We start from the raw sequence: 16,116 nt of genomic DNA, 5'->3' as shown, positions 1-16,116 counted from the left end.
GCTATAATCATCATACGAGGTGATGAGAATGTCTGCCAAAGAGATGAGACTGTACAAGAAATATATCCAAGTTGTGGTTCATTTTAATGAGCAAGGAGAAATTATGCCACTCTTTATTTTGTTTGATGGTAAAAAGTATCAAATTGACCGTGTCCTACAAATTAAAAAATCCGCCTCTCAAGTAGGCGGAGCAGGAATCTTGTATCAGTGTCGCATTCAAAACAATGTCCGCAATCTTTTTTACGAACGCACACGTTGGTTTATAGAGAGTTATCATCCTTAGACATCGTCCGCGGAAAGCTCAAGCGCACTTTGAAAAATGATGTTTCTGGATTCCAATTAACAATACCACCAATGTCTGCCATCGTCTCATTGACAATTTTCACACCCAATCCACGGCTTTGTTTTGATTGTGATTTTGTACTAGCAAAGCCATCTTTGAGTTCCCCATTATAACTGTTTATAATTTCAACATCCAACCAATGATCGCGAAGATTGGAGCGCATGGCAATACTGCGTTGTCCCTCTGGCAAGAGCATCACAGCATCAAACGCATTTTCAAGTAAGTTATTAAAGATTCGAACAACTTTTAACTCTTCAACCTGAATGGATTCATTCCAGTATACAATACCTTTAAAGTTGATATGGTTTGACTCGCATTGATTTGCGAAGGCTTGAAGAATCGCATCAAGAAATACATCGTTTGAGTATTCACGATGGGCTGCAACACCTTTCGTTAAATGAACACCCATGTCATCCAACAAGCGGATGGCTTTTTGATATTCATTGTTGCGCAAAAGCGCATTAATGTTTGATAACATCTTTTTATAGTCATGTTTGAATTCTCGGAAGCTTTCGGTGTATTTTTGATACGACTTGTAGTGGCTTACTTGTAAATCCAATTGTTTCTGAAGTGCAACTGTTTGTTTTTCATATTGCATCATTTCAGAAATCTTCAGCGAGTTTCCAACCGACAACGCCGCAACGCCAATTACGAGAAGGCTGGTTACAAATTGCATCAGTGCATACCATGTACTGTTCCCCATGTATTTTGCACCATATGCAGTAAACATGAGGAATGATCCCAATGAATACTTCATAACAACAACAAACAGCAATTGACTGCGATTATCAAGCAACTTACGCAGGCGTTCTGTGGTAAGAACCTTATTCTTTAAGAAAACCAAAACAACAATAGCCAGTAAAATCGAGATTTGAAAAACAATTGTATATAACATAGAGTCAGCATCAATTGTTTGCATGGGAATGTTTGTAAGAAACGAAAACAATGACATTACAAGTGATCTGACAGCAAAGAAATAAAACACATGACGTACGGCAGCGAAACTCACTTCCAATGGATTTAACGTTAAAGAGAATCGGAATGTAAACCACATGATGATCAGCATACTTAAGAACGTTCGATACAATTCAAGATGATAATGACGCGACCAAACAATCAACAAAGAGTTGAGAATCATTGACAGTGCTAACGTAAAATATCCGTGTTTACGAAGCGAAGCAAAGTCGCTCATAAAGTACACGGATAAATAGGTATAAAAATACAATGCTATTGTGGATGTCGCAATTAAGACCCAGTACAACATTATTCGCTCCAGTTTTCTGAAACAAACTCGTTAAAGGCTTCTTTAACTTGGACCTGGTATGCCTTCCCTAATGGCAATTCAATTTCACTTGTTAAACGAATCGCTTGATTCTTAAACAATACAATATGACGCAAATTAACAAGGAAGGAACGGTGCACGCGCACAAATCCTTTTTCCTCGAGCGATACAGCAAGATTATCCATTGTTTCATAGAAGTCGAAATACTCATCACCATTATAATGAACTCTCATAACACGGCGATAAATTTCGAAGTGCGTAATATCCTTATAAGGAATACGGCGTGACTCAGCACCAAAAGAGCAATCAAAGAAATCGGGTGCACGTTTTTCTACGTGTGTAATCACCTTACTTAAAACTTCCCTAAATCGTTCTTCATCGGTATCTTGTTTAATTAAGTAATTAAATGAGCGGACATCAAAAGCTTCAAACACAAAGTCTGAAGATGTCGTTAAAAATACAATTTGTGCATTAATCCCCATATCACGAAGGCGCCTTGCCGTTTCGATACCATTCATATCGTCCATAAAGATATCCATAAAGATAATATCTGGACTCCCCAAATGATCTTCTAGATGAAAGAGTAATTCCTCTCCGCGATAAAATACTTCAAGATTAATATCTAAAGAACGCGACATCGCATAACGTTTAATGAGATATCGATACTGATCAATTATGTCTTGATCATCATCACATAGATAAATATTAATCATTCCACCACCTCAATCTATCTCTAATTATAACACGGGTATAACCCAAATTACCACTACCAACTTTTCACCGCAAATTCATGTGTTTGGAAGCGATTCTAATCATCACAACGAATCATGATATCCAGTTGTATCAATTCATTATTATCATAACTCCAACGTTCAACATCGTAACATCGACTTGTCTTAACATCATGGATATCGATCCATCGCGCGACTTCAAGATAGGCTAAATCAATATGTGTTTCTTCACCTTGGATTGTAAATTCATAGAAACATCCTGTAAGTGTAAATGGGATATCACCACCATCAGGATTTGCAATTGCAACGATGTTGGTAAACATTGTTGCATCATCAAAGTCACCATCGGGATAGACTTGAACAAGGTAGATATCTTTGAAATCAATCCCACGATTCCTTAGCTCTTGAACGTATGCATTACGTTGATGCATCACAACATGGTTGTGATGATCTTCTTTAAGCGATGTCACAAATGAAGTTCCATAAAGTGTAACAGCGTGCTGCACACCTGTTGCAACATGAGTAAAAACACTGGGTGTTGGTCTACTGTGATGTGATTGCAAAATAGTTCTCCTCTAAATCCCTAAAATTAAATACTTTTTGATTGCCATGAGTAACAATATCACCGACTAAAATTCCATTTGATTGCAGATGGAGATGGTCTTTTTCCAAATCAATGGAAAAAAACATGAGCGATGGTGTAGTCAGAGGTACTTCAGGACTGACCACGCGAATGTCATCCTTCATAAAGAATACCAAATTAACCCCATCATTAACTGTAATTTCGATACGGCGGATGCCCTCAACGACATCAGACTCCAGCGTAAATCCAAGGATATCAACCCAAAATGGAATGACGCTATCCAAATCATCATAATATAGCATTATATTGTTTAGTTTCATACGGTTCCCCTTTTTGATATTATACACTTTCAACCTCAAATCTGTATATACCATGACCGTACCATTATTTTTCATTATTTGTTCAACTTTGCACAAATACTTTTCGCCATGCAACACCTTTCAAATGTTAGTCTTAAGATATTGGGTGGGATTCAATTTTGAAAAATCGATAGGCTCCCCGGCAATACTTTGCGCAATGCGATAGCCAATGATGGGTCCGGTTGTTAATCCTGAAGAGCCCAACCCACTGGCAACATAAATATGCTGTGATGCATCCAGTGGACCGTAGAAAGGCGTAAAATCACGAGTATACGCCCGAGTACCAACCCGATAACCACTGATTTCATTTTGTTGCAACGATGGCATCCATACTTTAGCTTCAGCAAGTAATCTTTCTTCGACCCTGAAATCGCGAGTTACATCAAAACCTTTATCATTCTCATGAGAGGCGCCGATAACAACTTTTCCGTCGGCACCAAACAAGATATCCAGTTCACCTTGTGGCATAAATACAGGATAATTACCATCCTTGGTGACACCCTCGCTCATTTCCAAGAGTTGCCCTTTCTGAGGATAAACTGCAAACATGTCGCCACATACCTCATTAATCCACGCCCCTGAAGCAACGACAATATGATCAAAAGATTGTCCTTCAATCTTACCATCAACTATAACGACGTTGCGTTTCACAAGTGTGAGTTGTTGACAAGCGTCCAACAGCGTATCCACAAGCAGTGCACCGTCAATTTGGGCACCGCCCGGAATGAATAAACCCTCCTCACAATTTAAGGAACTTGGCATCATGCTCGCAATTGCATCACCATAAACTAACTGTGGCACGCCAATTATGGGCGATTCCAAACTGCGTTGTTTGGCCAGTTCATACAGACGTGGCAACAAACGTTCATGTGTAATTAATGTACCATTTTGCTGATAAAATGTCTGATTGGGAATATCACGAATCAGCTTTTGATAAAAATCAGCCCCATCACGCGCAAGTTCGTACCACGCCATATTGCGGCGTTGGCTCACCCATGGGCAAATGATCCCCACGGCCGCACGGGTTGCCTGTGCCTTATCACCATCATATAAAACGACATCATGTCCACTTTGTGAAAGATAGAATGCGCACGTCGCACCCACAATGCCACCACCAATAATTGCTACTTTTTTCATAATATCACCTGATTATATTATAGAGTTTACTGTACACAAAGCCAAGTTTGAGCGATAATAAATAAAATGAATAGGAGTTCATCATGCATTTACCTAAAGGACTGACACAACAAGACGTACAACAACGCATCAATCAAGGCGCTATCAACACGCTCCCAAAACCAGACATCAAAACCAATGGCGAAATTATTCGCAACAATATCTGCACTCTTTTTAATCTCTTTAACCTTGTAATTGCGATTGCACTTATTCTTGTTGGTGCTTATTCTAGCATTCTTTTCATGGGTGTTATAATCTCAAACACTGCGATCTTCATCGTTCAAGAAATTCGTTCACGAAATTTAGTTCAAAAGTTAAATATTCTCATTACACCGCACACCAAGGTTGTTCGTGACGACTCCCTTATTGCTATCGAAAACGAACATATCGTGCTGGATGACATTGTTTGCTTTGAAGCAGGCAACCAAATTAGTTGTGATAGCAGTATTATTTCCGGGTTTGTAGAGGTGAACGAATCTTTACTAACGGGCGAAATAGATCCAATCGATAAGCAACCAGGAGATGTCCTGCTTTCTGGTTCGTTTGTTATAAGTGGCACATGTTTTGCTAAAGTCACCCACGTTGGAAATGACAACTATGCATCAAAGGTTACTCAAAGCGTCAAAACCGAACGGGTTATCTCGAGTGACTTGCTCAATACGTTCACATCTGTTACCAAACTAACCAGTTACTTTATCATTCCAATTGGTGCACTGCTTATGACACAAAGCTTATTGTTCCGCCATGAAACACTGTATCAATCGGTTGTTAATACAGCTTCCGCACTCTTAGGAATGCTTCCACAAGGACTTGTCCTTCTCACAACACTAACTCTGATGAGTGCTGTATTAAAACTGGGCGCACGCAAATCACTTGTACAAGACCTTTATGCAATTGAAACGTTGTCACAAATCGATGTTTTATGTCTCGATAAGACCGGAACACTTACACAAGGGCAAATGGAAGTTATGCATGTTGAACACCTCCATCCGCAATTTGAAACCTACGTGTCCGCATACATACATGCCTCTTCTGATAACAATGCGACAATGCTTGCCCTGCGTAATGAATACCGTTCCGACCAAAGTTTGCCTTTTGATTCAATAATCCCTTTCGCATCATCGCGAAAATGGGGAGCCATTAATTTCTCAAATGGCCACACGTTTATCATCGGAGCTCCCGATATTTTACTTCCAAGCCACAAACTGAGTGCGAAAATTCAAGATTTCCAAAATAACGGTGCACGGATACTCTGTGCAGCACTGAGTGATACTCCGATAGCAAAAGACCACATGCTTCCCCAACTTGAAGCAATGGCCTTCGTTGCCATCGAAGATCCCTTGCGCCCTGATGCAAAGGAAGCCATTACGTATTTTCAAGATAATGGCGTTGCCATTAAGATCATCTCGGGCGATAACATCGTTACGGTGGGGGCGATTGCGAAGCGTGCTGGCGTGGATGTATCCACCTCACCGATAGACGCAACAACACTCACAACCCCTGAATCAATGGCGGATGCCATCATGCAAACCAATGTCATTGGTCGGGCTACGCCGCAGCAGAAACTTGATTTTATGGAGATACTCCAAGAAAATAAAAACCGTGTTGCAATGACTGGTGATGGTATTAATGATGTCATGGCCCTCAAGCGTGCAGACGTATCAATCGCTTTGGGCGAAGGAAGTGATGCTGCTTTAAACATCAGTCAAATTGTCATTATGGATGGAAAACTCACAACTTTGGTTGATGTTGTTAAAGAAGGACGGCAAGTCATCAATAACATTACCCGTTCAGCATCCATGTTCTATCTAAGGACTATTTTGACCATATTTATCGCAATTTTCGCAATTCTTTTAAATGTAAGTTTTCCTTTTATACCATTGCAAGTTACGCTTACAAATATCTTTATTGGTGGGCTCCCTTCTTTCTTGATTATGTTTGAGGTCAACCACAACAAACCTACAAAAACCGTAATCCAACACGTCATGCAATATGCCTTCCCAAATGCTTTAGCGATCATTATCATGTGGCTCGCACTGATTATATTCCGTAAACCGCTCCATCTAAACTCTGGAGATATTCAATCACTTAACTTTTTTGTGAATGCCTTCTTATCGTTCTACATGCTGTATCGCATTTTCAAACCACTAAACAAATATCGTACGATCATTCTTATTGTTGACATCATTGGTTTTGCAATTGCAACACTGATTGCCTTCCCACTTTTAGAAATTGTGAACTTCACGACAAGTCACCTTGTTATTTTGGCAGTCATTATCGGATGTTGCATTCCTTTAGTTGAAATAATACGCCGAACAGTTGTTAAAATACAACACATACGTGACCAACGAAATTGATAGAATCCCCTTTCTATGCTACAATTGGTATGAAAGGGAGGATTGGCATTTTTGGAGCAATTACTTCAAGCAGTAATAGAAAATAAGCCCGATATCGTTGAAAGTTTAATGATGTCAGGTTTCTCGTTATCAGCTAGTGATACAGATGTAAACCATCATTCACTCTTGCAAATTGCCTTACAGAACAATAATATATCCGTTGCACGCATCCTTGTCGAACACAAAGACAATTTAAACTTCAACGTTCCAGGTGTGGTTGAGAATTGGGAACTTCCCATATTGCATGTCGCAATACAACAAGCAATGAATGCATCACGTTTTCCACGTCCAGAAATTGATGGACCAAAAAACGATGGTGTCTTATTCAATGACTATTTAAGACTCTTACAAGAAATGTTTGATCAAGGTGCAGACATTCATCGACAAGACTCATACGGTAACTTACCGATTATGCGTGCTGTGTTGGATGCCTTAAACATTGATCTTGGTATTGTTGATGAAGCATTTGAAGATGATTTAAGAGCTATCTTTAAGCTCTTGATTCAAAATGGTGCAAGCCTACGTGAAGAAACAAGCAATCGTAAGTCTGTCCGTCAGATGTTCACAAATAACGCGGTATTAACTTATTTTCCAAGATGACTCACGTCATCTTTTTTTTAGCAAAAAGACATCCTTTCGGATGTCTTCTTTAATTATTTTTGGTATCCAATAACACCACGGCAAACCGTAGTTTGGACGTTGATGTCATTATCAACAATTACAACGTCAGCATCTTTACCGATTGCAATACTTCCTTTGCGACCAAAAATTTCTAAATGTTTGGCAGCATTTTCTGAGGAGATCTTCACGATATCATGCATTGGAGCACCTGTGAAGTTTTTAAAGTTACGAACAACGAAGTCCATTTCAGCTACAGAACCAGCAAGTGATCCTGAGGCAATACGGCACTCTTTTCCAATTTTCGTAACCTCTTGTCCACCAAGGTCATATTTGCCATCTGGCAACCCTTTAGCACGCATGGCATCGGTGATGGCAATGACATTGTCAACACCCTTAATTTCATATGTTGCCTTAACAACAGCAGGATGAAGGTGAATACCATCAACAATAAGTTCAGCCTTAAGTTCTGGTCGAACAAATCCTGCCGTTACAGCACCGGGTTCGCGGTGATGGTGAGGCTTCATCGCATTATGGAAATGCGTTAGGTTTGAAAGTCCATGTTCTACTTCATCAACGATTTGTTGATAATCAGCATCGGTGTGCCCCGCTGAAGGAATTACACCTTTAGTACGTAGGTAATCTGTGAATCCTGGTTCTGCTTCTTCAGGTGCATAGGTAATCAATTTGATTTTACCTGCAGCTGCATCCCAGAACGTATCGAAGTCTTTCTTAGTTGGCTTTAATACAAACTTTGGATTTTGCGCACCAATATGTTTTACAGAAATAAAGGGTCCTTCAAGATGAATTCCCACAATTTCTGCTTGTCCAGGACCATTGTTATTATCCGCATAGTCAGCAATGGCCTCAAGTGATTTTGAAACTGCTTCAATTGATTGCGTCATCGTTGTTGCAAGATACGATGTTGTTCCTTCTTTTGGTAAGAAGTGTGCAATATTTGATAAAGCATCTTCGGTTGCGTCCATGTGGTCCGCACCATTCGCACCATGAATATGCTGATCAATAAATCCAGGTAACACATTGTTTCCCTTAGCATCTAAAATTTCACCATCATATGATGGAGCACTTGTCATTTCTCCTAAGGCAACAATCTTATCACCCTCAATGCGTACAAAACCGTTCTCAATGACACGGTCTTCTAAATAAATTCGTCCGTTCGTTATTAACATAACATACGCCTCCTCGTCATTACCTTTAAATTATATCACTTATCCTCCAACATGGCACAAGACATTTACTTTGCTGTTTGCATTTATTAGGCAACCATTTGCATTAATTGATTTGATTTTATTCAGTAGTAGTCTATAATATTAGGGAAAGTAAGAGGATACTCATAATGAAATTATTTGTAGTTAAAGATAATCAAGAGGGAGCAGAACTTGGTTATAATATTATTCGCGAAGAATTAGAAAATGGACGTTTGAATGTTTTTGGTTTGGCTACCGGAAGCACACCTATTTCCCTATACGATCGCATTACCGCAAGTGATTTAGACTTTACAAATGTAGTCTCAATCAACCTTGACGAGTATATCGGTATTGGAGCAGATCATGACCAAAGCTACCATTACTTTATGAATGAGCATTTTTTCAGCAAAAAACCATTCAAAGCAAATTACTTACCAAACGGATTGGAAACAGACGCAGCAAAAGAATGTGCCCGTTACAATGCAATCATTGCTGAAAACCCAATTGATGTCCAGATTCTAGGAATTGGAGAAAATGGCCACATTGGTTTCAACGAACCAGGTGCATCATTTGATTCATTAACAGAAAAAGTATCATTAACTGAAAGCACAATCGAAGCCAATGCCCGTAACTTCGCATCAATCGATGATGTTCCCCGTTATGCATACTCAATGGGAATCAAATCCATTATGTCCGCTAAGAAAATTATCTTATTTGCATATGGAGAAAAGAAAGCCGATGCAATTCACGCGATGCTTGAAGTAGCACCATCAACTGATTGCCCTGCAAGTGCATTACAAAATCACGCTGACGTCATCGTCATTGCCGATGAGAAAGCAGCAGCAAAACTTACGAATAAATAGAAACACAGGATGCTTGCGCATCCTTTTTTTACGCAAAAAAACCTGACAATGTCAGGCTCCAAGTTTTGATGCATCAATATAGTCATCCCATTTCGGCGTTACAAACTTCACAGCATCATTTGTTGCTACAAAATCGATATCAACGTCAACTTGAAATGAGTCAGTTTTTGATGAATCATCCAAAAGTTCAATTGATCCAAAGAATCCATCAAATACACCTTCATTGCTCACACGAATCGTAAATTGCGGATTCTTAACTCGCAACGAAAATTCATCGTATGCTTCATCTTGTAAGAATGCGTTTATAAGTGTTTCCAACATTTTCTTTGTCTTGAGTTCAAAGTCAATGCCGTTTTCTCTTCTGTTAACGACCATTGCAGCAAGTGCATCATCACTGTCATCAAACATATCAACAAAATTCTGATATCCAAGAATATCTTGAATGTCATATCCTGGCAGTATGTCGTCATCCATTGGTTGTATTAACTTCACTCCCATAAAATCCAAATATAGGTTATTGTCTTTAAAGTTCATGGTCATTTCGTAATCAAAGTCCTCAGCTGTTGAACTCATTACAAATGTTTTCGTTGATAAGTCTTTGCTGTTTATATCTGAATCAATAATCGACATCATGAATTCCATCGACTCTTCTTCATCTTTCTGACCATCAACCATGTAGTTTGCTGTAAAACGTACATCCATATGGATTGCCGTGGTATCTTGAATGTTTGCGACCGCCTCACGGTAAAGCGCACGATCTGCATCTGTTGGGCGACTGCTTCCGCATCCTGTTATCACAAGTAATGTGAGTAAAAATAATACTGTTAATTTTTTCATCTTAATCTCCTTGCATGCTTAGCATACCAAATTTCACATAAAATACATGAAAGTGTCATCAAAGGTTGGTTAGATGTTATAAAAAAAGAAGGCTATGCCTTCTTCACAAACTCTGATTTCAAACTCATGCTTCCAAACCCATCAATACGACAATCGATATTATGATCACCTTCAACAAGTTTAATGTTCTTAACTTTGGTACCTTGCTTTAATGGATTTGAGCTGCCTTTAACCTTAAGGTCTTTAATGACAATAATATCATCCCCATCAGCGAGTACTGTTCCATGCGCATCCTTTATTTGATTTGCAGCCTCTGACAGCTCATTCCATTCATGAGCACATTCAGGGCAGACATATAATTCGCGATCTTCGTATGTGTATTCAGAATCACATTTTGGACAATTTGGTAAACTCATCGTTATCCATCTCCTTTATTGTTGTCCTTTAAGTATACATGATGTTGATGATTTGACAAGTTTGTCCCTGTTTACTATAATGAACACAGTTCAAAGAGGTGAAAACGACCATGAAAAAAGCACCAATTACAAAAGAACATTTGATTGACATTGCACGGAAAATTGTCCTTGAAGAAGGGCTTGATGCATTGAGTATGCGTCGTGTCGCCAAGGAAGCAAATGTGGCCTTGGGTTCTGTCTACAATTACTTTGATTCAAAGTCGGATCTTGTTTTTACATTGGTCGATATTTTCTGGGATACCCTCTTTATTAAAAATATTCAAGCATTTGAAAATGAATCAGACTATCCAGGGATGTTGCGTCATACCTACGAACGGATTATCTACAATGCCCATATTTATCATTCTATATTTGCCGGTTATTATCGTGCGCTGAGTGTTTCCGATCGTGAAGAAAGTCGACGCGTCCATGAGCAACAATTGCAACGTATCAACACCATATTTCTTAAAGTCCTTAACAACGATCCAAGAGTAAGGCCCTCAATATGGAGTGATACATTCACCAAAGATGAATTCAATCGCTTTGTTGTTCGTAACTTGTTGGAGTCCTTACGACATGGATCCAAGAATATTGACTTTCTGATTGAACTTGTGCAACTTACCCTATACGGACAAAGAGAAGCCTAACGGCTTCCCTTTTCTTTTATATAAAGATTCATTTGTTCTTCGATAACATTGAATGATGCTGCCCCACATTTTAAAATTTGTTCGTGGAACTCTTTTTCATCATAGGCATTACCCAACTCTTTTTTTGCCGTTTCTTTCATATCACGAATGTAAAGGTTGCTGAGGTAATATGTTGGATACGCAGCAGGAGAATGTACAAATTGTGTGTACATTTCTGACAAGTTTTCCCCCGACACATCAAAAAGTTGTCCAAAGAATTCTCCAAACTCTTCTTGAGTCCATCCTTTGTGGTGAATTCCAATATCTGCCTTAATATGATAAATTTCAATTAAGGACATATAGGCATTATTGAATTCCATAAATTTGTCAGATTGAACATATTTAACGGCTTCTTTTTCTGCATAGTTTGCCCACCCTTCAGCACTGCTAGATGGTGAAATCAGTGAACGAATTGGATGCATGTCTTTGAGTGTTAAGAAGTAGCTAAATTGATACATGTGACCTGGAATCCCCTCATGGGCATAGGTTGTATACAATTTATTATCAAATTCACCGTTAATATAGATTACTTGTGGTTCTGCCGGTGTGTAATCGACAGGTGGTGAGAAGTAAAACGCAGGACTTGAAGCTTCTTTCATCGAGTCATCGACTTGACGTAACACGTAGTTTGGCGCCTCAATTGCTGGGAAATCTTCTGTATATGCGCCTTGAATAAATGTGAGGAGTGCTTGTCCATCCTCAAAATCACTAAACTCACCGCTTTGCATCAATGCAAACATTTCATCCATTTCTTCTGCCGTGAAACTTGAGAAAAGATAGGTTTGAATTTCTAACTCCTTACGGTCAATGAATTTTTCCATTTCCGCAACCGTGACATTCTTTCCTGTTTCTTGACGCAACAGAATCTCATAGTACTCTTTACCATTTGGTTTGTTGGCAAGACCGGTAACAGGTTTTGCATCAATCTCCTTAAACTGATCAACAACCATTTGATACGATTGTGCGAATTGATTGTTTAGGAGTGATTTGTTACGTGCACTCGCTGCTGTTTTTTGTTCGGCCGACATAAAATCTAAATCGGCAATTGCAGTATCAAAATGTGCAATTAAGTAGAAATCTTCGGACGCAGCATCGGTTGCGGTCACTTCATTTACTTTGATAATTTCAGCAATTTCTTCTTTACCAAAACCGGTACCATTTGTTTGACGTGTTTTCTCCAAATCAATGTATTTTTGAATGGACGCAGGTAACGTTTCAATCAAATTGAAATAACCATCAACGTCTTGTTGGTTTCTAAATACGTAGGTTTCAAGGTATGCTGGGAAACTTCCCATTAAATTACGTGAGTATCCAATAACGGATCCACCTTGCTCATAATCATAGTAAGGTGCCATCTCAAGACCATTCTTTAACTGTTCAATAACAACTTTTTTATCAAGTTGTTGTTGCGCTGTTAATGTCTTATCACTGAATGACTCTAACTTCTTGATCATGGCTTCTGTTTCCGCAACAGATTCTGCCTCATCCTCATTTGTAGAGAATGTCAGCTCGTATGGTTCAGGTGTAATACCATAATTTTCAGGATTCACAAACATAAAGTTAATTGAGAAGTCCTTTGGATCCATGGATTCTACCAATAATTCATCCAAATATGCAGCAAATTCAGCATTGGGTGTCTCTGCTGGTGTTGCTGTTCCCTTGGTTGTACATCCCGTTAACACAAGAAGTGCAACTAAGAGTATGCTTATTAATTTTTTCATAATGCCCCCGTTTTCTTTTTTAGTACGTTATTATGATAACACTTTACATGTAAACAAGACAAATCTATTTTTTGCGTTGCATTTCACCATTCATTCAACTATTGGCGCTTATTCGCAGTATAATAGAAGAAAGAGGTGATCTCATGGTGGTTACAATTACACATATATTTTCTTATTGGATTATTTATGCATTCATTGGATGGATCTTAGAAACGATTTATTGTTCCATTCCACAAAGAAAGTTTGTAGAGCGGGGGTTTTTGAATGGTCCCCTTGTCCCTATCTATGGGTTTGGAGCAATTCTTATTTTATACGTACTCGATCCCTATATTAACGATCCCGTCCTTGTGTTTGTATATGGATTACTACTCACAAGTTCCTTAGAATACATAACAAGTTTTATAATGGAGAAACTGTTTCATATGCGCTGGTGGGATTATTCCCAGCAACCCTATAATATCAAAGGTCGTGTGTGTTTAAAGAACTCTCTTATGTTTGGATTTCTATGTTTGATTTTAGTCACATGGGTTCACCCACGCATCATCGACTTTATCAATACAATACCTCAAAATGTACTCACGATTCTTGCAAGCGTTTTGTTTGTCATTGTTGTCATTGATACAATCGTATCCGTTGCATCCACAATGCATCTCAAAAATAGAGTGGTAAATATTCATGCAATGAAAGATACCCTAAATTCAAAAATTACGTCTTTGGAACACGGTGTACGCGACAGTTTACAATCACTGAAGCGTGGCGAACTTCGAATTCTACGATCATTTCCATCGCTGTCTTCACGTAAATTTACGGATATCATGGAAGAAATTAAACAACAAGTCCGCCAAAAGAAAAAATAAAAAGTGGGAATTCCCACTTTTTATTTCCAGTAGCCAAAGTACTTATCGAATAGCTCATTATTATATGCATCGGCGCCATCAAGATTTGAACTCTTAAATACAGGTGGCTCAATCCCACGACGGACCAATCCATCAACCGTATTTACAACTAAAGTTTGGGCAATTGTAAGCCCCATAATATCACTAATAGGACCCGTTGGTACATCAAAATTTTCTACATAGTAATCAGCATCGCCAGCTACAGCAAGATTATCGATGGTTACATCCGCAATCTCAAACATACGTAAACCACTGTGATGGCGTGATGTCACTGCGGATGAGTGCTTCATCGAAGTAATCGCAACAACTTTCATTCCCAATTCCTTACCTGCTAAGCACATCTCAACCGGTACATTGTTCCGTCCAGAATTCGAAACGACAATTAAGGTATCCTCAGGAGCTGGTTTATGCAACATAAGAATCGGTTTGGCATAACCATCAAGACGCTCAATTTGCGTGCTCTTACCCGTAACACCATGCAGCATCAATTCGTCAGGTAGAATTCCTTTGGTTAGCGCAAGCCCCCAGCTCGTACATACATTTCTTCGGCAACAAGATGGGAATGACCACTCCCAAAAATATAAACACGACCACCTTGTGCACACGACTCAATCATAAATTCACTGGCTTTATCAATTGCGTCAGCCTGCGTATCACGCAATTCACCCATTGTTTCAATAATATAGTTCATGTATTTTTTAGTTTCCATCTGTAATCTCCTCAATATCTTTCTGTAATTGCTGTATCATTAATTCGGTTGCCCCTGGTGACACAAAACTTGTTAGTGCTTCATAGTAATTATGATCGTAAGCATCTTTATCCGCAAAATAGGCATGGTACCCATTCGAATTGGTAATCATCCAGGCATTCGCAGGACATAGAGACCCAAATAATTCACCTGGAAACATGACTAACGTGTGCTTTCCAGCACTAATTATCTGAACTTCAACTGGGAGCATTGGAGGCATAATTGTATCTGCAAAGAGCCGTTCAATTTCCATGCCTTCAATTTTTGTCCGCAATTCAGGTGTCGGTGTTAATTCAAATGCTTTAGTGTATTGCTCATAAATTGCTTTGTCAAACATGCTTGTTTGCTTTGTATGTAGTTCATATGTGCGATTATGAACTACAATGGGTGAAAGTATTGTTTCCTCACCTCGAGCTATTGTCTGTGAGATTTGCTCCCAAATACTCAATCCAATCCGTTCAACTTCCGCAAATGTTGATGCATTTCTCACAAAACGCGTGCTGATATCCCCATTGGGTCCATTCAAGAAAAACATAAAATCAACATCGGCAGCATTCTCGATACCGTCAATAAGATCTTTACTGAATAACAGATTATCCGCATGCATAATTGTGGGATGACATGCAAAACTATACATCAGGATAGATTTTGTTTCAGTTTTAAAAAGGTATGTGATTAATGTGTTATTGTATAATTTCGTTTCACTGTGTCTGTTTGAATAAGCACCCGTAATCGTTCCCTTTGATGTTTCGAGAATAAAAGGTTCCATTGTATCAAAAGCTTCATTAATTGCTGCTACACTTTGTTCAGCGATGAAGACAAGTAATTCATCATTCAGATCCCCAAATACATGAGACATCCCTTTAAGCATTCCTGATGTATCAAGTGTTCCTGCAGGGCCTGAATGCGTGTGACTCGCGCTCAGACTCATTGTATACCCATGTAAATCAACTCGTGATTCGATGCGTTCGCGTAAATTGTGGTCAATTGCAACAAGATCTAACCCAATAAATATATGTGTATCTATAATAACTACTTTCGTATATAAGGCATCATGGACACCTTTTGATTTTCTCTCAATACCATATCCACCCATCTCTGTCCCAATAGATGGCGTAATATTTCGTCGTGCGACACCAATTCTCATAATGATTACCTCCTTCCTTCAAGTTTAGCACCTTTGCTCAACTTGTCAATACAAGTTGAATCATCAA

The 16,116-nt window shown here is 38.9% G+C and carries 16 protein-coding genes and 1 pseudogene; 6 read left to right on the top strand and 11 right to left on the bottom strand.

Annotated features, from left to right (window positions below; genetic code table 11):
* The first annotated feature begins 28 nt into the window (after positions 1–28).
* Positions 29–283, top strand: a complete 255-nt coding sequence (locus tag G7062_RS05420; RefSeq protein ID WP_240915989.1) for a hypothetical protein — start codon at positions 29–31, stop codon at positions 281–283.
* Here the strand turns inward: G7062_RS05420 and G7062_RS05415 are convergent.
* From G7062_RS05415 to G7062_RS05395, 5 genes are all read right to left on the bottom strand, one after another.
* Positions 261–1,607: a sensor histidine kinase gene (locus tag G7062_RS05415; protein WP_240915988.1), complete on the bottom strand. Its 1,347-nt coding sequence runs from the start codon at positions 1,605–1,607 to the stop codon at positions 261–263. The two genes, G7062_RS05420 and G7062_RS05415, sit on opposite strands and share 23 nt — an antisense overlap.
* Positions 1,607–2,338, bottom strand: a complete 732-nt coding sequence (locus tag G7062_RS05410) for a LytTR family DNA-binding domain-containing protein (RefSeq protein ID WP_166064911.1) — start codon at positions 2,336–2,338, stop codon at positions 1,607–1,609. The genes G7062_RS05415 and G7062_RS05410 overlap by 1 nt, the downstream gene beginning before the upstream one ends.
* Positions 2,339–2,433: 95 nt before the next feature.
* Entirely contained in the window at positions 2,434–2,919 is a 486-nt protein-coding gene (locus G7062_RS05405) for a hypothetical protein (RefSeq protein ID WP_166064910.1), read from the bottom strand.
* On the bottom strand, positions 2,900–3,259 hold the full coding sequence (locus G7062_RS05400; RefSeq protein ID WP_166064909.1) for a VOC family protein: 360 nt from the start codon (positions 3,257–3,259) through the stop codon (positions 2,900–2,902). Before G7062_RS05400 ends, G7062_RS05405 begins: the two co-directional genes overlap by 20 nt.
* 120 nt (positions 3,260–3,379) lie before the next feature.
* Positions 3,380–4,435: an FAD-binding oxidoreductase gene (locus G7062_RS05395; RefSeq protein ID WP_166064908.1), complete on the bottom strand. Its 1,056-nt coding sequence runs from the start codon at positions 4,433–4,435 to the stop codon at positions 3,380–3,382.
* Positions 4,436–4,518: 83 nt separating this feature from the next.
* Between G7062_RS05395 and G7062_RS05390 the strand changes: the two genes are divergently transcribed.
* Together G7062_RS05390 and G7062_RS05385 are read left to right on the top strand one after the other, a co-directional pair.
* On the top strand, positions 4,519–6,831 hold the full coding sequence (locus tag G7062_RS05390) for an HAD-IC family P-type ATPase (RefSeq protein WP_166064907.1): 2,313 nt from the start codon (positions 4,519–4,521) through the stop codon (positions 6,829–6,831).
* Between the two features lie 51 nt (positions 6,832–6,882).
* Positions 6,883–7,470: an ankyrin repeat domain-containing protein gene (locus tag G7062_RS05385; RefSeq protein WP_166064906.1), complete on the top strand. Its 588-nt coding sequence runs from the start codon at positions 6,883–6,885 to the stop codon at positions 7,468–7,470.
* A 53-nt stretch (positions 7,471–7,523) separates the two neighbouring features.
* Here the strand turns inward: G7062_RS05385 and nagA are convergent, their stop codons facing one another.
* A complete protein-coding gene (gene nagA / locus G7062_RS05380) occupies positions 7,524–8,678 on the bottom strand; it encodes an N-acetylglucosamine-6-phosphate deacetylase (protein WP_166064905.1) in 1,155 nt (384 codons plus the stop codon).
* A 167-nt stretch (positions 8,679–8,845) separates the two neighbouring features.
* On the opposite strand from nagA, the gene G7062_RS05375 reads away from it, so the two are divergent.
* Entirely contained in the window at positions 8,846–9,559 is a 714-nt protein-coding gene (locus tag G7062_RS05375; RefSeq protein WP_166064904.1) for a glucosamine-6-phosphate deaminase, read from the top strand.
* A 51-nt stretch (positions 9,560–9,610) separates the two neighbouring features.
* Here the strand turns inward: G7062_RS05375 and G7062_RS05370 are convergent, their stop codons facing one another.
* The gene (locus G7062_RS05370) at positions 9,611–10,396 is read right to left on the bottom strand and encodes a hypothetical protein (RefSeq protein ID WP_166064903.1); all 786 of its coding nucleotides are present in this window, start codon (positions 10,394–10,396) and stop codon (positions 9,611–9,613) included.
* 92 nt (positions 10,397–10,488) lie between these two features.
* Positions 10,489–10,812 carry a zinc ribbon domain-containing protein YjdM gene (locus G7062_RS05365; RefSeq protein ID WP_166064902.1) on the bottom strand — a complete coding sequence of 108 codons (324 nt, stop codon included), beginning with the start codon at positions 10,810–10,812 and terminating at the stop codon, positions 10,489–10,491.
* Positions 10,813–10,922: 110 nt separating this feature from the next.
* Between G7062_RS05365 and G7062_RS05360 the strand changes: the two genes are divergently transcribed.
* A complete protein-coding gene (locus G7062_RS05360) occupies positions 10,923–11,498 on the top strand; it encodes a TetR/AcrR family transcriptional regulator (protein ID WP_166064901.1) in 576 nt (191 codons plus the stop codon).
* Here G7062_RS05360 and G7062_RS05355 read toward each other — a convergent pair.
* The gene (locus G7062_RS05355) at positions 11,495–13,258 is read right to left on the bottom strand and encodes a DUF885 domain-containing protein (protein WP_166064900.1); all 1,764 of its coding nucleotides are present in this window, start codon (positions 13,256–13,258) and stop codon (positions 11,495–11,497) included. The genes G7062_RS05360 and G7062_RS05355 overlap by 4 nt on opposite strands.
* 143 nt (positions 13,259–13,401) lie before the next feature.
* Here G7062_RS05355 and G7062_RS05350 point away from each other — a divergent pair, with 143 nt between their 5' ends.
* On the top strand, positions 13,402–14,115 hold the full coding sequence (locus tag G7062_RS05350) for a putative ABC transporter permease (RefSeq protein ID WP_166064899.1): 714 nt from the start codon (positions 13,402–13,404) through the stop codon (positions 14,113–14,115).
* 20 nt (positions 14,116–14,135) lie between these two features.
* Here the strand turns inward: G7062_RS05350 and G7062_RS05345 are convergent.
* Both G7062_RS05345 and G7062_RS05340 read right to left on the bottom strand, forming a co-directional pair.
* A pseudogene (locus G7062_RS05345) lies at positions 14,136–14,824 on the bottom strand (SIS domain-containing protein).
* Positions 14,825–14,852: 28 nt separating this feature from the next.
* Positions 14,853–16,049 carry a neutral/alkaline non-lysosomal ceramidase N-terminal domain-containing protein gene (locus G7062_RS05340; protein ID WP_166064898.1) on the bottom strand — a complete coding sequence of 399 codons (1,197 nt, stop codon included), beginning with the start codon at positions 16,047–16,049 and terminating at the stop codon, positions 14,853–14,855.
* Positions 16,050–16,116 lie beyond the last annotated feature (67 nt).

The sequence above is a fragment of the Erysipelothrix sp. HDW6C genome (assembly GCF_011299615.1).
Classification (GTDB): Bacteria; Bacillota_I; Bacilli_A; order Erysipelotrichales; family Erysipelotrichaceae; genus Erysipelothrix.
This window is presented reverse-complemented; position numbering and strand designations above follow the sequence as displayed.